Here is a 20,579-nt window from a genome sequence, read left to right on the forward strand (position 1 = left end):
ACGCCAATGTGGCGGCAGGCCTTGGCCATGTCACCACGACACCGAGGCAAGGATCCTCTCCTTGTCATCTGCGCCAACCCCGGAGACCTACTCTCTCTGGCTCGCTCAAAGGTTCTCGCCGGCCGATATGGAACGATTCATGGGTGGATCATTGACTCCTTTTGGGACCACCTACTACCCCGCTTCGCCCGCCAAGGACATATCCTCGACCACCTGTGGATCACAGATGGGGAACTGATTGACGACTACCAGACGAGAGTCAACATTCCGGTGTCCTGGGCGCCGTGGGGGACCGATGCACTGCGTTGGTCCAAGATCAAACCAAGGGATCGCGACATTGACGTGCTCCGTCTCGGGCGTCAGCCCAACGCCTGGAAGGACGACGACATTTCACGGGACGTCCTGAAAGCGGCAGGCCTGTCCTTTCAGGGGACGTTCCCCGGACAGCCGGACAGCGCGTCGAATGAAGCAGCCGTTACTTCCCATCTACTGCGATCAAAGATCGTCCTCGCATCTGGAAACATGTCCAGCCCAGCGAATTATACCCACCCGACTCGCGAATACATCTCGGCGCGATTCACCGACGCCGCTGCATGCGGCACCCTCGTGGCAGGAACCCCCCCGCATTGTCAAGCCGCTGAATTACTTCCTGAGGAAGGCCTCATCCGCATGCCGGTATCCTCGCGGGAGGAAGGCATCACCTTCCTCACCGACGCCGCTACGTCGTGGACTCCCACGCTGTCGCGTCGCCTGCAAGCCCATGCCCTGACACACCTGGACTGGCGCCACCGGATCGCTGACATTTCCACGTCCATGGGAGTCTCGACACCGACCCTTGAACGGGCGATGGCCGAACTCGACACGCAAATCACAACGATCCAGGGGGTGAGGCCCGTCCATGAATGACACGACAGCCTTGTGGGTCTGTCCGGTAAGCAATCTTGCCGGCGTAGCTCGCCATGTCCTTGACGTCGCCTCGGTTGGGATTCCCGGATGGCGCATGGTCATCACGTGCCCCGCTGGACCGTTGGCCAACCGGCTGCGCGACATGAACGTCGAGGTCGTTGATCTTCCCACTGAAAACAGCACCACAACTGCCGTGACCACCCTGCGCTCCACGATCTCGCGGCTCAAACCTGCAATCGTGCATTCCCACCTGGCCAAGGCCGATTTCCTGTCGGCAATGGCTTCGGTGGGCACCGGAGTCAAGCTGGTCTCGACCGAGCACACCATCCCGACGGACCGGTTCATGTATCACCCGAACCGGGCTTCGGCAGTCTTCATGGAGACAGCCCACCGTGTCCGGCTGCACCGATTCGCCCATGTCATCGCCGTGTCTCAGGCGACAGAACGGGAAATACGTCACCAGTGGCATGCGAAGGGGCCGATCACGGTCATGCTCAACGGCATCGACCGTCCCACCACCCCGCCGTCCCGCGAGCCTGGTCTGCGGTTGCTGTCCCTCGCGCGACTGTCGAAGGAGAAGAACATCTCCGCGACGATTCGTGCCTTCGAGCACATCACCCGTGAGCATCCGGAGGCGACCCTGACGGTGGCCGGGACCGGGAGTGAGGAAGCCTCTCTCAAGACCCTGACGCGCCGCTTGGGCCTCGAGGACAAGGCGAGCTTCCCCGGCTTCGTCCGTCCCGGCGAGGCGATGACCAACCATGACGTCATCGTTCAACCCTCAAAGTCGGACAACTGCTCCTACACCCTCCTCGACGCCCTCGCGCAGGGAATGGGCGTGGCCGCGAGCCCGGTCGGCGGCAACCCAGAGATCCTTCCTGCCCGGTGCATCGCCGAGGCCGATGACGTCGAAGCGCTGGCGGAAGTGGCCATCCGGCAGGGACTCCGCCTGGACAACCGCCCCACCCTGACCGACGCCATTCCCACCGTGGCGAACATGGTTGAGGGCATCTCGCGGGTTTACCAGCAGGTGATCGAGGGCTCCTCCCGGCGGTGGGGGAGGAGGAACTGACATGACCGTCGCCCTGCACATCATCACCGCCGCCCTGCTCTTGGGCGGCCTGTACGGCCTACTGTGCCTCATGGCCCGCATCTGGACGATAGCCCTGTCCGTCCCCATGACTTTCGCGGCGGCCGCGATACCCGCGATCGCAATCGGGGAGGGACTCTCGGCACTGCACATCCTCACCGAGGTGTGGCTCACAGTCATCGCGTCGGTGTTGTCGATCGCGGTCATCATCACCGCGGTGTTGACGCGCTCCTGGCGGCACCCCGAATACTTCCTCGCCGCCGTCGGCCGGCAGTGGCGTGGCTCGTCGTGGGTCGGACGCCTCGCCCTGCTGTTTATCGGCATCCTCGCGATCGTGACCTTCGTCACCGGGGTCGCGACGGCGCCGAACAACATCGACTCGCTGGCGTACCACTTACCTAAGGTGGAACAGGCGTTCCAGAACAGCACCCTCGGCGACTTCGCAACGCCCTACCCGGCCCAGTACTACCTGCCGGCCGGCGCGGAGATCATGACGGCCTGGCTGCTGGCGATCTTCGGATCCGACCACTTCATGTTCCTCGGGCAATGGACGGCAGGACTGGCCACCGCGCTGGCGATCTTCCGTGCGTCCCGCAACCTGGGGGCGTCGACGACGTCCTCGTGGGTGGCCGGGGCCTTTCTCCTGTCGGCCCCGCTGGTGATCGGCGAGTCCGCGACAACCCAGAATGACCTCGTCGCCACGGCCTTCGTGGCCCTGACGGTCGCCCTCGTCAGCCATCGGGCCGAGGATCACGGCCGCGCAGCTGCCCTAGCTGTTGCCCCGGCGACGGCGTGTGCGACCCTGGCTGTCAAGCCCACCGCGGCCCTCATCCTGGCCCCCGTGATCGTGTGGGCCGTGGCGAGGATCATCCGCCACGGCAAGGAGGCGATCATTGGGGCCCTCATCGTCTCGATCGTCTCGGTGGGAGCCCTCAACGTCGGCTGGGCGATTCGCAACGACGAGACCTTCGGACGCCTGACCGGGCCGGACCTCGGACTGACCGTAAGCGGGAACCCGGGACGCGCGCTGGCAGCCAACTCGATCAAGAATCTCGGCCCCAACCTCGCCCTACCGCTGCCGGAAGGCAAAGGGTCCGCCCTCGGATCGATCAACTCGTATCTCTCCGAAGGCTTGAAAGAGGCATCGGAGGCCGTCTCCGGGGTTGACGTTGACGATCCCCGATACTCCTTCACTCAGGGATACTCACTGGATTCCGAGCGTAACGAGGACCGAGCCGCGAACGTCGTTCAGTTCGTCGTCACGATCGTCATACTGTTCCTCGTCGCCCTCCATCCGAGATCCCGGCGACTGGCATGGATACCCGCGGTCCTGCTACTGGCCAGTTACGCGCTCTTCTCAGCCGTCGTGTGCTACCAGACTTGGATCGGGCGGCTGATGCTCCCGCTGCTGGCGCTCTCCTCCGTCGGTCTCGCCCTGGCCATAACACCCCTAAAGCCCAAGGTACGGGGAGTGCTTGCCCTCCTCGTGGTGGCCGGCTGTGCGCTCCAGTGCCTCCCTTGGCTGGTGGCACAGAAGTGGCGCCCGCTGGTCGGCGGAAGCTCCGTCATCAAAACCGATGACGCTCGGGAGCTCCTCGCGTCAGTTCCACCAGAGGAGAGAGCGGGCTGGATCGACACGGCCGCCCATGTCCGCTCCCACGCCCGGGAGGACAGCGTGGTCGCGCTGGCCGGCGAGCACTCATACGTCCACGAGTACTGGTGGTGGCGGATGGCCTGCCCCGACGAGACATGCCGGATCATCCACATCGACGTCGACAACGCCACCCGGAAGTACGAGGACCGGACCAAACCGGACTTCATCATCGCTCCGACGGACAAAATAAAGGTCCACGACGGGTACCAGGTCTCCAAGTTCGGGACGGTGACCCTTGAGAGGGCTCGATGACACCACCGGCGGGCGCCAAAACCTCCCGAGACCGCAATGGCGCCGTTCAACCAATGCCCTCCGGGTGGCCCCACACCGACACTCATCCACCGTCAACATCCTCATCTCGTACTTGTCTGGAGGTAACTGACACAGTGACCAGTTTCACCATCGCCTCGAACCAAGGCACGATGGGCGGCGGTGAGGTCATGATGCTCGCCATCGCCGAGGCCGCCCGTGAATTGGGACGCGACGTCACCATCATTGCACCCCAGACTCCCGGCGACGTTGTTGAGGAAGCCCGCAAGCGGGGTTTCCGGGTCATCGCCATCCACGGCGACACCACCGGGAAGTACCTGGAGAATCTGCGTCGCTGGGACGCGAGTGAGCGCACCGGGCTGCTGTGGTGCAACGGGCTGCGCCCGGCCTTCGCCACCTCGGGGCACCCCGACCGGGTCGTCCACCTGCACCAACGCCCACTCGGAAAGCTGCGCGCCCTGGCTGTCGTGGCCCGTCATGGGACCCTGGCAACGGTCGTCCCCTCGGCATCGATGGCAGAGGCGGTCTCCGACGCCCGGGTGATGTGGAATTGGAATCCCCCAGCACGCCACCGTGCTCCTCGCCCGGTGGAGGGCACCGTCACAGTCGGATTCCTCGGTCGACTGTCATCCGACAAGGGGGTCCCGCGACTGTGCGAGGCGATGGCCGAGTTGAAGCGCCGGCACCCTGGGCGATTCAGGCTACTGCTGGCCGGGGAATCCCGGTTCGTCGACCCGGCCGACGCCCAACTCGTCGCCCGTCGCATCGCGAGTCTGGGCGACCTCGTCGACCACCGCGGCTGGATGGACCGTGACGAGTTCTTCTCCTCAGTCGATCTCTCGGTCTTCCCATCTGTATGGCCCGAGCCCTTCGGCCTTGTCGTCTCCGAGGCAATGTCGGCGCGCTGCCCCTTCGTCCTCACCGATGCCGGGGCACTGCAGGAGGTCGCCGGCCCCGATCATCCCTTCGTGGCGCGAGCGGACGACGCCACCAGCCTGGCCGATGCCATCGAAAGGGCCGCCGAGGGCTACAACAAGGGTCTCCTGGACGCAGCTCACGACCGCTGGCAGGAGAACTTCTCCCCCGAGGCCGGACGCGCCCGTCTCGCGGAGATCCTGGCTGACGTCGATCCGGAGCCCGACCAGGGCGCCCCGCACGTCGCCATCGCCCACGACTACCTCACGCAACGAGGTGGTGCAGAACGTGTCGTCACCCAGTTCGCCAGAATGTTCCCGGAGGCCCCGATCATCACATCGGTGTATGAATCGGACCTCACCTACCCTGAGTTCTCCACTCATGAGGTCATCACCTCTCCGCTGAACAAGATCGGATGGCTCCGTCGCCACTTTCGAGCCGGTCTTCCGCTCTACGACTGGGCCTTCGACCACACCGAGGTGCCGACGGGGACGGACACCGTTCTCGTCTCGACAACCGGTTTCGCGCACGGGGTCAAGACCCCACCGAACTGCCGCAAGGTCGTCTACTGCCACTCCCCCGCCCGTTTCCTCTACCTGGCCGACGACTACCTCGGCGGACACTGGTGGCGATCTCCCAAGGGGATCGTCCTCAAGGTGCTCACCCCACCGCTACGACGTTGGGATCGCAGGGCCGCCGCGTCCGCGGACGAGTACCTGTGCAACTCGACAGTGGTTCGCGACCGTATCCGTGACGTGTACGGGATCGAGGCAGCAGTCGTGCATCCGCCGTACTCCCTGAATCCCACCGGCCCCCAGGAGCCACTACCGGGACTGGATCATCCCTCCTTCTTCCTGGTGGTCAGCCGCCTCATGCCCTACAAGAATGTCGACATCGTGCTGAATGCCTTCGTGGATCTGCCCGATGAGCATCTGGTCGTCGTCGGGTCAGGGCCATTGCGCGATGAATTGCACGATCTCGCCCCCGCCAACGTATCCTTCTTCGAAGGCATCAGTGACGCCCAGCTGCGTTGGGCCTACGCCCACGCGTCGGCGGTCATCGCGCCGAGCAAGGAGGACTTCGGGTTGACCCCCGTGGAGGGCTTCGCCTTCGGAACCCCCTGCCTGGGGCTACATGCCGGTGGCTACCTGGACACCGTCGTGGACGGCGTCTCCGGACGATTCTTCGACTCCGCAACCCCCGGAGCCGTGACGCAGGCCATCCGCCAGTTCCGCGAGAACCCTCTCGAGGAGCGCACCGTATTGGAGCACGCGGGGAAGTTCTCCCCAGAGACCTTCGCGAGGGCCATCGTGGCCCACGTCGAATTCTCCTCCGACAGCCAGAAGGATTGAGATGACCACTGCATCGATCATCATCCCGTCGTACCGGGGAGCTGACCGTCTCCCCCGGTTGCTGAGTGCCCTTGCGGCCCCGACCGACGACTGGGAGGCCATCGTCGTCATCGACGGTGACATGGATGGCTCCGAGGAAGTCGTGGCCAGGTACTCCCACCTGCCCATCCGCTCCGTGGTGTTCCCACGGAATCGCGGAAGGGTTGCGGCCCTCAACGCCGGCCACGAGGCCGCGATCGGGGATGTCCTCATCCGGTGCGACGACGATCTGGAGCCGGCTCCCAACTACGTCGAACGTCATGTGACCAGCCACACTGAGCAGGACCAAGGCACCATCGGCATCTGCCTCAATGTCCTTCCCGACACCCGATACACGACCGTCTACGGGGCCCAGGCGGACGAGCTGTTCCGTGCAGGTGCGTACAACGCCTCTGCGGACACCACATGGCGTTTCTGGGCGGGCAACGTCTCGGTGACGCGCGACATCTGGAACCGCATCGGCAGTTACGACACCCGGTACCAAGCCTACGGATGGGAGGACGTCGACTACGGTTGGCGACTCCGCGAGGCCGGCATTCCGGTGGTGATCGATCCCACCCTCGCGACACGGCATCACGCCGCCGCTGTCAGTACCGCATCCCGTGCTCCCCGTGCCTATCGTTCCGGCCAGGCGAGACAGCTCTTCGACCGGATCCATGGCGCGGAAGTCTCCGGACCCGGTCGCCCGACGGACGACTCAACGTGGAACCGTCTAGTGGGATGGACCGCCGATCACCTGAGCTATGACAGAACCCGGGCCCTGGCCAAGGCCCTCGACACCGCCCTTCCCGTCTTGCCGGTCCCGGTGGCCCGCAAGGCCATCGCCCTGCTCGTGGAATCCTCGGGCATCGCCGGCCACGAATCCAGCGAGACCGCCGAAAGGGACTTCTGAATGACCGAGCCAAAAGAATCCTTTTCCAAGCAGCTTCGCTTCCTGATAAGCACCTTCCCCGACGACACCAAACCGCAACTCGTCGCATCTGTCATCGGGCAGGCAGCGATAGCACTGATGGACTTCGCCGGTATCGCGCTGATCCTCCCGGTCGCCCAGATCCTCATGGGTGCTCCCACTGATCAGGGGTACATCGGCGTCGCGGCGTCGATCTTCGGGAATCCCTCGTGAAGGCGGTTGGAACCATCCTGCTGAACTGGTGGCAAACAGGTTTGGTGACCCGTCTCATGGCGGGAACCTCAGCGAACCTTCTCAAGGTTTACCTCAATGAGGACTACCTCGATCACAAGAAGAGGGACGTACCAGAACTCATCCGCGCCGTCGGCCCCTCCGTCACCGCGGCCCACATGCAGGTCGTCGGGGGCGTGCTCATACTGACTGGCCAGTTGACGTCGGTCCTCGCAATCCTGATCCTGCTCTTCCTCATCACCCCGGCTGCAACCCTCGGTGCCATCGTCTTCTTCGGCGTGTCGATGTTCTTCCTGCAACGCTTCCTGAGTCCGGTCAACTCGACCGCTGGCCGCAAGGCACAGGAGACGGCGTGGACGGTGAGCAAGCGACTCATCGAGCCCATGGACGGGTTCCGCGAGGTGTCGATGCACGACTCCCAGCCGTATTTCGTCGATCGGTACCACCGTGCAGTCCTGGACAATGCGGAAACCGTCCGCAAGGCGAACTTCTACACGGGGCTTCCCAAGTCCATCCTCGAGGTCATCACCATCATTTTCCTGTCGGTGATCCTCGTCTTCATCGCGAATGCCCCCAACCCGCCGGCCCTCATGGCAACGTTCTCAGTATTCATTGCCGCAGCCATCAAACTGCTGCCGTCCATGTCCGCCATCAACGCCACGATGGGAACCATCAACTACGGCAAGACCGGTCTCGAGATCACGGTCAACACCCTGCGCCCCCTCATCGCGTCCCACCAGATCGACACCTCGGCAGAGTGTGACTACCCGTCGGCTGATCTGCCCCCGGAGTACGAGAAGCACCCGCACACCATCGAGGTGCGTGACATCACCTTCAGCTATCCGGACGGGGACCGGCCCGTCCTCAACGATGTGAGCTTCACGATCCCTCCGGGCACTTCCCTCGCGTTGTGCGGTGTTTCCGGATCGGGAAAGACCACCTTGGTCAACATCATGCTCGGCCTCATCAAGCCGAACGGCGGAAGCGTGGCCTTCGGTGGCATGAACATCGTCACCAACGAAACCCAGTGGCACGAGAACATCGCCTACGTCCCACAAGATGTTTTTCTCATCAACGACTCGGTACGAGCGAACATTGCTTTCGGCATACCTGAGTCCGAATGGGACGACGACCGCATCAACGCGTGCATCGACGCCGCCCAACTCAGGGACATCGTCGACGAGCTGCCCGAAGGCCTGAACACCGGCATCGGCCCCAAGGGCGCGCGGCTGTCGGGCGGTCAGCGTCAGCGAATCGGTATCGCCCGTGCCCTGTACCGGGACCCCCAGGTGCTGGTCCTCGACGAGGCGACGTCGGCCCTAGACAATGCCACCGAGGCCAAGATCACCAAGACGATCAATGGCCTTCAGGGAAAGGTGACCACGATCATCGTCGCCCACCGACTGTCGACCGTTCGCGACGTCGATCAACTCCTGTTCCTCGAGAACGGGGAGATCACCGCTCGTGGAACGTTCGCGCAGGTCGAGCAGCAATCGCCGTCGTTCGCGCGACTGGTGGAGCTCGGTGATCTCGACTCCCGTACGAAGGCCCACCCCTCATGACCCGACGCGTGGAGGTGTGCTGGGTTCCGTCTGGCATCCCTGAACAGGATGAACGGTGCGAGAAGGCAGCCGCCCTCGCCGCACGTTTGTGGGAGGTCCCCAGCCCCACCGTGCTGCAACCCGAGTCATCCGGCCGCGCTAATGCGCTCCTGGCAGGTGCGCGGCGACGAATCACCCTGGTGGTTGCCACAAGTCTCCCCGACCTGGCAGCCGCCATCCGGGCACGTCATGGCCAGGTGTTCGGCTGGGTCATCCGCGACTCGGACCATGTGATGTCCGTTTCCGAGCACGATCTCGAGCGCATAGGACATGTGTGGGTGACCCGTTCGGTCCCTTCCGATGACCTCACCCATGACCTGCGCCACACGTTCGCAAGGATCTCGAACCGACTGAGCGTCTGGACGCCGACGCTTCGAACCGAGATGACCGCACTCCAGCGGCAGGTCCGTGAGCAGGAGCAGCGACTCAACCCTGGTGATGACATCCCTGATCTTGTCAACCTCCCCGACCAGATCCACCGAGTCGTCTTCCTCGCTCCTCGGGTGCCCGAGATGAGCGGCGGGTCGACCGCCGTCATGAACCTCTCCGAGGCGTTGGTGGACCGTGGAATCGAGGTGAGGCACCTGTCGGTCAAACCGGGCACCGGTGTCTCCCCGGTCCCGACCAGGACCATCATCCGGGATCCTGAGCTCCACCGAGGACCGACCCTGCGCAACGGTGGAGGTCACAGCATCATGCGTAGCCTCCTCAAGGTGGCGCTCAAGCGAGTCGATCACCTTGCCGACATTTTGAGGCTCAGGCTGACAGTGCCACTCCTCGGCGGTCACGACGTGCTCGTCACCAGTCACGCACTCGCCGCCCAAGCACTTCAGCAGCATCACTTCCCCACCGACGGCGCCCGCCTGCACATCGGTCAGCACCATTCCCAGTACGAGAGCCTCACCGGAGAACCCTGGCTGTACGAGGCGATACCCGCACAGTTCTCGTCCGTCGACGGTTTCACAGCCCTCACCGATGCTGACGCGCAGAAATTCCATACCTTGGTCGGCTGCCCCTGCTTCGGACTGCCGAACGCCCTTCCGAGCGACCTCATCGACCCACCACAGTCATCGCTGACGTCACGCCGGGCAGTCGTTCTGGCGCGATTCAGTCCGGAGAAGCAACTGCCGCTCATGGTTCGCGCGTTCGCCAAAGCGGCCGCCAGCGGTCAGTACGGCGGCTGGACCCTGCACATCCATGGCGCGGGCCCCGAGGAGGACGCCATCCGTACGGCCATCCGCGACTGTCGGGCCGAGGACCGTGTGGTCGTCGAGCCGCCGACGAGGAGCATCTCCGAGGTTTACCAAGGGGCGGCCCTCAACCTGTTGGCATCCTCCTCGGAGGGATTCGGCATGACCATCATCGAGGCAGCCGCTCACGGTGTCCCTTCGCTGGCCTTCGACGTCTCCCCCGGGGTTCACGGGCTGCTGTCCGACGGTGCCGGCTGGCTCGTTGAGGAAGTCAGCGAGGGTGCCTACTGCGAGGCTCTTCAGCGGGTACTCGGCTCACCTGAGGAACTTCACCGTGCCGGCCGGACGGCACGGTCGACAATTGCCCGAGCTCACGAACCGCAACGCATTGCGGACGCGTTCGCGGGAATCGTCAACGAGCTCATTGACGGTGAATCGGGAAAGCCTTCATGAGTCCCGTCTCGATGGCTGCCTGATGGGGCAACGGATGCCACGACGAGACGACATGGTCGGCCTCACGCACCATCTCGACCGGATCGACGGGGTCACGCTTAACACTGAAGGCCGAGTAGTAGTAGTCGAACTTGTACCGACCACCTGTGATATCCGGCCCCGGCTCGATCCACTGATTCGGGACGCCGAAGGAGTCGGACACGATGAGGCCGTGCAGGCTGGAGGACAACACCAGCCTGCACTGAAGGATCTCGGACACCACAGCCTCGACCGGTGCACAGACGTCGATCAGCTTCACCGCCGGGTGAGAAGCGATTTCTCGGCTCCTCTCGCTGTCTCGCTCGGTGAAGTGCGGCACAAAACCAATCCTGTCGGAGGGCTGCCACTGCAGATGCGGTAGCGCCCGACGCACAAGGATGCCTGGATCACCCAGCGGTACTTCGGAGTGCCCGGCCTCTATGAACCGTTCCATGCTGAGGGCGCCGCGCAAGGCCAGCACCTTGATATCAGGCCCGTTCCACGAGGCACCGGGCTCGACGAAGCCACTGCCCCAGATCCATGGACAAGTTTCGGCCAAGTTCTGGATCCCCTCGAGGATCGAGCCCACGGCGACCATGTCCGCAGCACCGATACCCGAGTACTTGACCTCCGCGCCGAAGAGGTTTCGGATCAGCAGCGGACTGAGTTGATCCCCGAAATTGGCATTGGCGTCGTTGCTCCCGGCCCAGTACAGCCTGATCGGCGCGACACGCCACATGAGCGATTTCGGCGCATACTTGCGCACTAGGGCCTTGGCTCCCCCAATGGCCTCAGAAAGGGTCGTCATTCTCTGCTCGTTCCTGTCAACGTCGGGGACTTCGGTTCGTCCTGATGTCCATCAGGACGATGTCGGCAAGCCGTTCCTTGAAGTGGTCAGGGTCGTAGACGCACGCTCTGTCGACACACCGCGCGGACAGCTCATGACGGTCCTGCGGAGTCATTGACGCGATCCTTCGAGTCTGCGCCTGCAGCTCCTCAGGGGTCGACCAACGTCCAGCCCCATCCACCGGAAGTACGACCTCGCGCGGCCCCGCAGTGTCAATGACAACGGGGATGCAGCCGGCCGACATCGCCTCGACAGTGGTGATCCCGAAATGCTCCTGGGTCTGGGGCATGACGGTGGCGTCGGATCCGTACCCCTGGGAGCGCTCGATCGTCGAGGTCCAGAAGGTCATCCAGATCGCCCGTGACCTCGACACGTGGTTCGACGCCGAGGAGCCCCCGGTCGTCATCTGCACCATGGGCGGGTTCACCAAGGACGCCTTCGTGGCCCCCGAGGAGCGCCCGGCCATGTACGCCCGGATCGCCCAGGCCCTCGAGCGCATCGACGAGGACGGGGTCCGTCTGACCTCGCAGACCCTGCCGCCCTACCCGTGGCTCATGGGTGGCCAGCAGCACCACAACCTCTTCATGGGCCTCAACGACACCGTCGACTTCTGCAACCAGTACGGACGTCGTCTCACCCTCGACCTGTCCCACTCCAAGTTGGCCGCCAACTTCAACAAGATCCCGTTCAGCGAGTACATCGCCAAACTGGCACCGCTCAGCGACCACCTGCACATCGTCGACGCCGAAGGTGTCGACGGGGAGGGCCCGCAGATCGGTGAGGGCGAGATCGACTGGCCGATGACCGCCAAACAGCTCGACGAGCTGGCTCCAGGAGTCACATTCATCCCGGAGATCTGGCAGGGCCACGTCAACAACGGTGAGGGATTCTGGACGGCCCTCGAGCGCCTGGAGCAGTGGTTTTGATGAACCAGCCGACTGCCCTATGGATATCCCCGGTGAGCAACCTCGCCGGGGTGGCCCGACATATCCTCGACGTCGCTCAGGTCGGGATCCCCAATTGGCGGATGGTCGTCTCATGCCCCTCCGGCCCTCTCGCCGACAAGCTCCGGGAGATGGACGTCAAGGTCGTCGACCTTCCCGTCGAGACCGGAACCGGAACCGCGGTCCGATCCTTGCGTGCAACGGTTCAGCAACTCGGGCCTGACATCATCCACTCCCACCTGGCCAAGGCCGATTTCCTGTCGGCAATGGCTTCGGTGGGCACCGGAGTCAAGCTGGTCTCGACCGAGCACACCATCCCGTCCGACCGGTTCATGTATCACCCGAACCGGGCTTCGGCAGTCTTCATGGAGACAGCCCACCGTGTCCGGCTGCACCGATTCGCCCATGTCATCGCCGTGTCTCAGGCGACAGAACGGGAAATACGTCACCAGTGGCATGCGAAGGGGCCGATCACGGTCATGCTCAACGGCATCGACCGTCCCACCACCCCGCCGTCCCGCGAGCCTGGTCTGCGGTTGCTGTCCCTCGCGCGACTGTCGAAGGAGAAGAACATCTCCGCGACGATTCGTGCCTTCGAGCACATCACCCGTGAGCATCCGGAGGCGACCCTGACGGTGGCCGGGACCGGGAGTGAGGAAGCCTCTCTCAAGACCCTGACGCGCCGCTTGGGCCTCGAGGACAAGGCGAGCTTCCCCGGCTTCGTCCGTCCCGGCGAGGCGATGACCAACCATGACGTCATCGTTCAACCCTCAAAGTCGGACAACTGCTCCTACACCCTCCTCGACGCCCTCGCGCAGGGAATGGGCGTGGCCGCGAGCCCGGTCGGCGGCAACCCAGAGATCCTTCCTGCCCGGTGCATCGCCGAGGCCGATGACGTCGAAGCGCTGGCGGAAGTGGCCATCCGGCAGGGACTCCATCTGGACAACCGCCCCACCCTGACCGACGCCATTCCCACCGTGGCGAACATGGTTGAGAGCATCTGCGGGGTCTATCGAAAGGTTGTGGCATGACCAGTTTCACCATCGCCTCGAACCAAGGCACGATGGGCGGCGGTGAGGTCATGATGCTCGCCATCGCCGAGGCCGCCCGTGAATTGGGACGCGACGTCACCATCATTGCACCCCAGACTCCCGGCGACGTTGTTGAGGAAGCCCGCAAGCGGGGTTTCCGGGTCATCGCCATCCACGGCGACACCACCGGGAAGTACCTGGAGAATCTGCGTCGCTGGGACGCGAGTGAGCGCACCGGGCTGCTGTGGTGCAACGGGCTGCGCCCGGCCTTCGCCACCTCGGGGCACCCCGACCGGGTCGTCCACCTGCACCAACGCCCACTCGGAAAGCTGCGCGCCCTGGCTGTCGTGGCCCGTCATGGGACCCTGGCAACGGTCGTCCCCTCGGCATCGATGGCAGAGGCGGTCTCCGACGCCCGGGTGATGTGGAATTGGAATCCCCCAGCACGCCACCGTGCTCCTCGCCCGGTGGAGGGCACCGTCACAGTCGGATTCCTCGGTCGACTGTCATCCGACAAGGGGGTCCCGCGACTGTGCGAGGCGATGGCCGAGTTGAAGCGCCGGCACCCTGGGCGATTCAGGCTACTGCTGGCCGGGGAATCCCGGTTCGTCGACCCGGCCGACGCCCAACTCGTCGCCCGTCGCATCGCGAGTCTGGGCGACCTCGTCGACCACCGCGGCTGGATGGACCGTGACGAGTTCTTCTCCTCAGTCGATCTCTCGGTCTTCCCATCTGTATGGCCCGAGCCCTTCGGCCTTGTCGTCTCCGAGGCAATGTCGGCGCGCTGCCCCTTCGTCCTCACCGATGCCGGGGCACTGCAGGAGGTCGCCGGCCCCGATCATCCCTTCGTGGCGCGAGCGGACGACGCCACCAGCCTGGCCGATGCCATCGAAAGGGCCGCCGAGGGCTACAACAAGGGTCTCCTGGACGCAGCTCACGACCGCTGGCAGGAGAACTTCTCCCCCGAGGCCGGACGCGCCCGTCTCGCGGAGATCCTGGCTGACGTCGATCCGGAGCCCGACCAGGGCGCCCCGCACGTCGCCATCGCCCACGACTACCTCACGCAACGAGGTGGTGCAGAACGTGTCGTCACCCAGTTCGCCAGAATGTTCCCGGAGGCCCCGATCATCACATCGGTGTATGAATCGGACCTCACCTACCCTGAGTTCTCCACTCATGAGGTCATCACCTCTCCGCTGAACAAGATCGGATGGCTCCGTCGCCACTTTCGAGCCGGTCTTCCGCTCTACGACTGGGCCTTCGACCACACCGAGGTGCCGACGGGGACGGACACCGTTCTCGTCTCGACAACCGGTTTCGCGCACGGGGTCAAGACCCCACCGAACTGCCGCAAGGTCGTCTACTGCCACTCCCCCGCCCGTTTCCTCTACCTGGCCGACGACTACCTCGGCGGACACTGGTGGCGATCTCCCAAGGGGATCGTCCTCAAGGTGCTCACCCCACCGCTACGACGTTGGGATCGCAGGGCCGCCGCGTCCGCGGACGAGTACCTGTGCAACTCGACAGTGGTTCGCGACCGTATCCGTGACGTGTACGGGATCGAGGCAGCAGTCGTGCATCCGCCGTACTCCCTGAATCCCACCGGCCCCCAGGAGCCACTACCGGGACTGGATCATCCCTCCTTCTTCCTGGTGGTCAGCCGCCTCATGCCCTACAAGAATGTCGACATCGTGCTGAATGCCTTCGTGGATCTGCCCGATGAGCATCTGGTCGTCGTCGGGTCAGGGCCATTGCGCGATGAATTGCACGATCTCGCCCCCGCCAACGTATCCTTCTTCGAAGGCATCAGTGACGCCCAGCTGCGTTGGGCCTACGCCCACGCGTCGGCGGTCATCGCGCCGAGCAAGGAGGACTTCGGGTTGACCCCCGTGGAGGGCTTCGCCTTCGGAACCCCCTGCCTGGGGCTACATGCCGGTGGCTACCTGGACACCGTCGTGGACGGCGTCTCCGGACGATTCTTCGACTCCGCAACCCCCGGAGCCGTGACGCAGGCCATCCGCCAGTTCCGCGAGAACCCTCTCGAGGAGCGCACCGTATTGGAGCACGCGGGGAAGTTCTCCCCAGAGACCTTCGCGAGGGCCATCAGGTTGCACCTACGACCGGCACCCGAGCGCGGCCCCAGTCCTTGCCACGACCAGGTGTAGACGGGCGCCCCCAGCCCAGGACCCCATTGGGTTCCCCTGCGGTCGAGGACGTCACCCACAACCGAACTCAACCAACGATGTCGCCCCGACATCCCATCACGAACGGGAGATTTCAACCTCATGGCACCAAGCAAGTTGACCGGGATTCAGCGCCGCCTACACGCCTCGAGGTCCGCTGCGATGACGGCGGCCAACAGCAGACTCCATCCCTCGGCACCCTGCACCACCGTGTACCAGTGGACCCATGTGAAGAACTTCGGCGACCTCATGTCGTGCCGTGTCCTCGCCGACGGCGGCATCCTCGCGTTCTCCAGGCGTCTCTCCCAGGCCGCCCTACTGTGCATCGGATCGGTCTTCAACCACCGTCCGACCAAGCCCCATCCCTGGATCTGGGGCTCGGGCATGTTGACTCCCGACGCCCCGGTCCTCGAGAACCGCAAGGTTTTTGGTGTCCGTGGCTGTCTCACCCGTGACGTGGCCGGACTCCCCGAGACCACTCCGTTGGGGGATCCCGGGCTGCTGTACACCGACCGGATCAGACTGCCACGGGCACGTAGGCACAGGTGGGGCATCGTCTCGCACTTCGAGGACAAGCGTCACCTGTTCATCAAGGAACTCACCACGCACGACGACACGATCGCGATCGACGTCTGCCAAGAGCCCCGCAAGGTCGTGAGTGCCATCAACAGCTGCTCCCACATCTTCACCACGTCGTTGCACGGCCTGATCGTGGCTGACTCGTTGGAGATCCCGGCGTGTTGGGGACGTCCCGACGCACAGTCCGACACCGGGGACTTCAAGTTCAACGACTATCACACGGCCTACCACACGATGGCCAGCGACCAGCGTCGCGCTGATCTCACCCGCACCATCAACCTCCGGGAGCTCGAGGACCTCGCGGCGTCACCGGACGTCGATGATGTCAATCGCGTGAAGAACGACCTCCGACGCTCCCGGAAGGATCTCGCCAAGGCCTCGGTGGTCCGCACCGGGAGGACCTCTACTGTCCGGAACGTGGCACGTGAGATTGGCCTGACCATGTGGCGCGGCCACGCCTGAGCAGAGATGACGGAAATCCGAGTGTCCACGCCGGCCCCGCGGAAGTGGCGTCGTAACGAGGTGGAACAACCAACTCCAGGCAGCGTATTCTCGTCTGGGTGCACGATGCCCCGTTGCGCCGATTTCACCGCTCCCGCACCGGGTTGCATCGCTCCCCGGCAAGGAGGACCTCAAGTTGGCCACGGTGGCGATCGCCGGACGTGGGGTCCATCCCGTCATGAGCCCCTCAACCATGACCGCACGACCTCGCCGCACTTCCCCGAGGTCATCAGGGCCCAGCGCCCAGCCGCTCGAGAACCAGAAGGACTGAGATGACCACTGCATCGATCATTATCCCGTCGTATCGGGGGGCACAGCGACTGCCGCGCCTGCTGAGCGCACTGGCGGCACAGACCGCCAAGGATTGGGAGGCCATCGTCGTCATTGACGGGGACATGGACGGCTCGGAGGGGATCGTCGCCACGTATTCCCATCTGCCGATCCGGTCCTTGGTATTCCCGCAGAATCGTGGCCGTGTCGCGGCTCTCAACGCCGGCCACGAAGCCGCCGAGGGCAACGTCCTCATTCGCTGTGACGACGACCTGGAGCCGGCGCCCGACTACGTCGAGCGTCACGTCGCCAACCACGCCGATCGCGAGCAGGGAACCATCGGCATCTGCCTCAACGTCCTTCCCGACAACCGCTACACCGCCGTGTACGGAGCTGAGGCGGACGAGCGGGTCCGGGCCGGCGCCTACCGGGCCGATGACGACCAGACCTGGCGCTACTGGGCCGGAAACGTCTCCATCACCAAGGCCATCTGGGAGCAAGTCGGGCCCTATGACGACCACTACCAGGCCTACGGGTGGGAGGACGTCGACTACGGCTGGCGTCTCCACCAGGCCGGCATCCCCATCGTCGTCGATCCCGCCCTCGCGACAAGGCACCACGCAGCGGCGGTCTCGACGCTTGCCCGCGTCAGCCGAAGTTATCGCTCCGGTCAGGCCCGTCGGACCTTCGACGAGATTCACGGACCAGGCACCTCCGGCGCCGTCCGTCCGGTAGAGGACAGCAGGTGGAACCAGCTTGTCTGCTCCACCGCCCCCCACCTGTCCTACCGCCGGATCCAGGCCCTGGCCAAGAGCCTCGACGCTGCTCTGCCCGGTCTCCCAGCCCCGGTCGCACAAAAGGCCATTGCGCTGCTTGTCGAGGCGTCGGGCATCGCGGGATACGAGACCACCGAAACCGCGGAGAGAGACTTCTGACACATGGGCAAGACCGAAACCGCTCCCAAACATGGAGGCGTCCTGAAGAACCTGAGGTTCCTCATCTCCACGTTCTCCCGCCCGACCCAGGTCAAGCTCGTCCTCTACCTCTGCGCGCAGGCCCTGATCTCGCTGATGGACATGGTCGGAATCGCCATGGTCCTGCCCGTGACCCAGGTCCTCATGGGGGCCGACCTCGACAAGGGTTACCTGGGAGTGGCCCACAGAATGCTGGGAAACCCGTCCACCGGAACGTTCACGATTGAACTCTGCGTGGCGATGGTGCTCGCCTTCCTCGTCAAGGCGGTCGTCGGGACATGGCTGTCGTGGTGGTCCACCGGGTTCGTCGCACGACTGTCCGTGGGGACCTCGTCCCGACTGCTGAGCGCCTTCCTCCACGAGGACTACCTGTCACACAAGAGAAGGGACGTCGCCGAGGTCATTCGCAATGTCGGTCCGGCCGTACAGGCCGCGCACACCCAGTCACTGGGCGGAATGATGAACCTCTCCGGACTGGTGTTCTCCAGCGTCACGGTGATGATCCTGCTGCTCATCATCACCCCGCTCCCGACACTCCTCGCGATCATCTACTTCGGCATTCTCATCCTCTTCATCCAGAAGGCCCTCGGCCGCCGCAATGCCGACGCCGGACATCTCGCCCAGAAGACGGCGTGGGAGGCCAGCAAGGCTCTCGTCGAGGCCATGAATGGGTTCCGTGAGATCAACGTCCAGGAGTGCGACACCCAGTTCATCGCGCGGTACGCTGAGAAGAACGCCGAGAACGCCAATGCCAGCAGGTTGGCGAACTTCTACACCGGTCTTCCGAAGATCATCCTGGAATTCCTCACGATCATGTTCATCGCGATCGCCCTCACCATCGTCTCGATGACCTCGGATCCCTCGTCGGCAATGGCCACGCTGACCGTCTTCGTCGCCGCTGCCATCAAACTGCTGCCCAACATGTCCGCCATCACGGCCAGCATCGGGATGGTCCGCTTCGGCGCCGGCGGTCTCGACATCACCGTCAGGACGCTCAAGAACATGAGCGGCAACAAGGAGTTCCGGTCGGACAGCCCCCTGCCCACGCACGAGGACGTCATCAAGCAGGTGCACCGCATCGGATACGGACAGCCGCATCCGGTTCCCCTCTCAGTAACCGACCTGTCCTTCACCTACCCCGACGGGACGGACCCGGTGCTGCAGAACATCACGATCGACATCCCGGCCGGCACCTCCCTTGCACTGTGTGGATTGAGCGGGTCCGGCAAGACGACCCTTATCGACATCCTCCTGGGCCTGATCCCGTACCGCCACGGAGTCATCACCTTCGACGGGATCGACATCCAGAACAACATGAGGTCGTGGCACGACCATGTCGCATACGTTCCACAGGACGTCTACATCCTTGATTCGTCGATCGACGCGAACATCGCCTTCGGAATCCCCGAGGACGCGTGGGACCGACAGCGCATCGTCGAGTGCATCAAGGCAGCCCAGCTTACCGACGTCGCCAGCGAGTTCGAGAGCGGGCGTCTGGCCAGCGTGGGAGAACGTGGTGCCAGGCTCTCGGGAGGCCAGCGTCAGCGCATCGGAATCGCTCGGGCTCTGTACCGGAACCCGTCGGTGCTGGTCCTTGACGAGGCGACCTCGGCTCTCGACAACGAGACCGAGGCTGCCATCAGCAACACGATCCACTCCCTGCAGGGAGAGGTCACCACCGTGCTGGTGGCACACCGACTGTCCACCGTCCGCGACGTCGACCAGCTCATCTACCTCGAGGACGGGCACATCGCCGCTCGGGGAACCTTCTCCGAGGTCCAGAAGTCGTCGAGATCCTTCGCACGGCTGGTCGAATTGGGCTCCCTCGATCGTGAGGTCCCCCGTGACGAACGATAGTCGCTGGCCTCGCCACGGTCCCCGGACCCACGATGAACCATCGCTTCGTTCAACGCGCAGCTGCCAGCACACACCAATGGGAGTGATCCATGTTTGACGCCAGCGTCATTGTCCCTGCACACAACGCATCGAAGACTCTCGGTGCCCAACTGGACGCCCTGTGCACGCAGGAGACGGACAAACACCTGGAGGTCATCGTCGTCGCGACGATCGGTCGACCGACTCGACCGCCGAGACGGCGAGGTCGCGTGCTGCCAAGATCAGGAGCACCATCGACGGCCGGCTGGACGTCATCTCCACAAGTCCTGACGGGCCGCACGGTCCATCGGCGGCGCGCAACGCGGGTGCCGAGCGCGCTTCGAGCGACAAGCTGCTCTTCTGCGATGCAGACGACATCGTTCCCCCGAACTGGGCGGAGACGCTGATCGCGGCCCTCGACCGTCACCCCTTTGTCGTCGGTCCGCTCAATCCCTTCATCGACGACCCGGAGAAATCCGACATTCCGCAATTCCCGAACTTCCAGGTGTGGAACAACCTGTGCCCGACCGGGGCGGCGGCGAACATGGCCATCGATGCCAGCCTCTTCCACTTCCTTGACGGGTTCGACACCCGGCTGCCCATCGCCGAGGACATCGACCTGTGCGTTCGCGCTCATCTGGCGGGCTGGGACGTCGCTCCGACCGACTGCACCGTTGCCTATCGTTCCCGCAAGATGTACTGGCAGCAGGTGCGACAGTCCATCGGATAGGCAGGTTACGACGCGC

17 protein-coding genes are annotated in these 20,579 nt (G+C 64.2%); 15 read left to right on the forward strand and 2 right to left on the reverse strand.

Annotated features, from left to right (window positions below; translation table 11 throughout):
- Nucleotides 1-27 precede the first annotated feature (27 nt).
- From ACUCCZ_RS09990 to ACUCCZ_RS10025, 8 genes are all read left to right on the forward strand, one after another.
- Entirely contained in the window at nt 28-906 is an 879-nt protein-coding gene (locus ACUCCZ_RS09990; RefSeq protein ID WP_435918528.1) for a glycosyltransferase, read from the forward strand.
- Complete coding sequence (locus tag ACUCCZ_RS09995) at nt 899-1,978, forward strand: glycosyltransferase family 4 protein (protein WP_445439673.1); 1,080 nt, start codon at nt 899-901, stop codon at nt 1,976-1,978. The genes ACUCCZ_RS09990 and ACUCCZ_RS09995 overlap by 8 nt, the downstream gene beginning before the upstream one ends.
- A gap of 1 nt (nt 1,979) precedes the next feature.
- The gene (locus ACUCCZ_RS10000) at nt 1,980-3,902 is read left to right on the forward strand and encodes a hypothetical protein (RefSeq protein WP_435918525.1); all 1,923 of its coding nucleotides are present in this window, start codon (nt 1,980-1,982) and stop codon (nt 3,900-3,902) included.
- A gap of 134 nt (nt 3,903-4,036) precedes the next feature.
- Nucleotides 4,037-6,187, forward strand: a complete 2,151-nt coding sequence (locus ACUCCZ_RS10005) for a glycosyltransferase family 4 protein (RefSeq protein ID WP_445439674.1) — start codon at nt 4,037-4,039, stop codon at nt 6,185-6,187.
- Nucleotide 6,188: 1 nt separating this feature from the next.
- Nucleotides 6,189-7,118, forward strand: coding sequence for a glycosyltransferase family 2 protein (locus ACUCCZ_RS10010; protein WP_435918517.1), 930 nt, complete (start codon nt 6,189-6,191; stop codon nt 7,116-7,118).
- Entirely contained in the window at nt 7,119-7,349 is a 231-nt protein-coding gene (locus ACUCCZ_RS10015; protein WP_435918518.1) for a hypothetical protein, read from the forward strand.
- Nucleotides 7,346-8,929 carry an ABC transporter ATP-binding protein gene (locus ACUCCZ_RS10020; RefSeq protein WP_435918519.1) on the forward strand — a complete coding sequence of 528 codons (1,584 nt, stop codon included), beginning with the start codon at nt 7,346-7,348 and terminating at the stop codon, nt 8,927-8,929. The genes ACUCCZ_RS10015 and ACUCCZ_RS10020 overlap by 4 nt, the downstream gene beginning before the upstream one ends.
- A complete protein-coding gene (locus tag ACUCCZ_RS10025; RefSeq protein ID WP_435918520.1) occupies nt 8,926-10,611 on the forward strand; it encodes a glycosyltransferase in 1,686 nt (561 codons plus the stop codon). Before ACUCCZ_RS10020 ends, ACUCCZ_RS10025 begins: the two co-directional genes overlap by 4 nt.
- On the opposite strand, the gene ACUCCZ_RS10030 is transcribed toward ACUCCZ_RS10025, so the two are convergent.
- Nucleotides 10,580-11,437, reverse strand: a complete 858-nt coding sequence (locus tag ACUCCZ_RS10030; protein WP_435918521.1) for a polysaccharide pyruvyl transferase family protein — start codon at nt 11,435-11,437, stop codon at nt 10,580-10,582. The two genes, ACUCCZ_RS10025 and ACUCCZ_RS10030, sit on opposite strands and share 32 nt — an antisense overlap.
- A gap of 16 nt (nt 11,438-11,453) precedes the next feature.
- Nucleotides 11,454-11,765, reverse strand: coding sequence for a glycosyltransferase (locus ACUCCZ_RS10035; RefSeq protein WP_435918522.1), 312 nt, complete (start codon nt 11,763-11,765; stop codon nt 11,454-11,456).
- Between ACUCCZ_RS10035 and ACUCCZ_RS10040 the strand changes: the two genes are divergently transcribed.
- The 7 genes from ACUCCZ_RS10040 (at nt 11,764) to ACUCCZ_RS10070 (ending at nt 20,563) form a co-directional block, all read left to right on the forward strand.
- Entirely contained in the window at nt 11,764-12,402 is a 639-nt protein-coding gene (locus tag ACUCCZ_RS10040; RefSeq protein WP_445439675.1) for a sugar phosphate isomerase/epimerase family protein, read from the forward strand. The two genes, ACUCCZ_RS10035 and ACUCCZ_RS10040, sit on opposite strands and share 2 nt — an antisense overlap.
- A 32-nt stretch (nt 12,403-12,434) precedes the next feature.
- Nucleotides 12,435-13,451: a glycosyltransferase family 4 protein gene (locus ACUCCZ_RS10045; RefSeq protein WP_445439677.1), complete on the forward strand. Its 1,017-nt coding sequence runs from the start codon at nt 12,435-12,437 to the stop codon at nt 13,449-13,451.
- The gene (locus tag ACUCCZ_RS10050) at nt 13,448-15,616 is read left to right on the forward strand and encodes a glycosyltransferase family 4 protein (protein ID WP_445439678.1); all 2,169 of its coding nucleotides are present in this window, start codon (nt 13,448-13,450) and stop codon (nt 15,614-15,616) included. The genes ACUCCZ_RS10045 and ACUCCZ_RS10050 overlap by 4 nt, the downstream gene beginning before the upstream one ends.
- Nucleotides 15,617-15,736: 120 nt before the next feature.
- The gene (locus tag ACUCCZ_RS10055) at nt 15,737-16,675 is read left to right on the forward strand and encodes a polysaccharide pyruvyl transferase family protein (RefSeq protein ID WP_435918300.1); all 939 of its coding nucleotides are present in this window, start codon (nt 15,737-15,739) and stop codon (nt 16,673-16,675) included.
- A 311-nt stretch (nt 16,676-16,986) separates the two neighbouring features.
- Nucleotides 16,987-17,919 carry a glycosyltransferase family 2 protein gene (locus tag ACUCCZ_RS10060; protein ID WP_435918299.1) on the forward strand — a complete coding sequence of 311 codons (933 nt, stop codon included), beginning with the start codon at nt 16,987-16,989 and terminating at the stop codon, nt 17,917-17,919.
- A 3-nt stretch (nt 17,920-17,922) separates the two neighbouring features.
- Complete coding sequence (locus ACUCCZ_RS10065; RefSeq protein ID WP_435918298.1) at nt 17,923-19,815, forward strand: ABC transporter ATP-binding protein; 1,893 nt, start codon at nt 17,923-17,925, stop codon at nt 19,813-19,815.
- Between the two features lie 160 nt (nt 19,816-19,975).
- A complete protein-coding gene (locus ACUCCZ_RS10070; protein WP_435918297.1) occupies nt 19,976-20,563 on the forward strand; it encodes a glycosyltransferase family 2 protein in 588 nt (195 codons plus the stop codon).
- The last annotated feature ends 16 nt before the right edge of the window (nt 20,564-20,579 follow it).

Source organism: Cutibacterium nasicola (assembly GCF_052654715.2).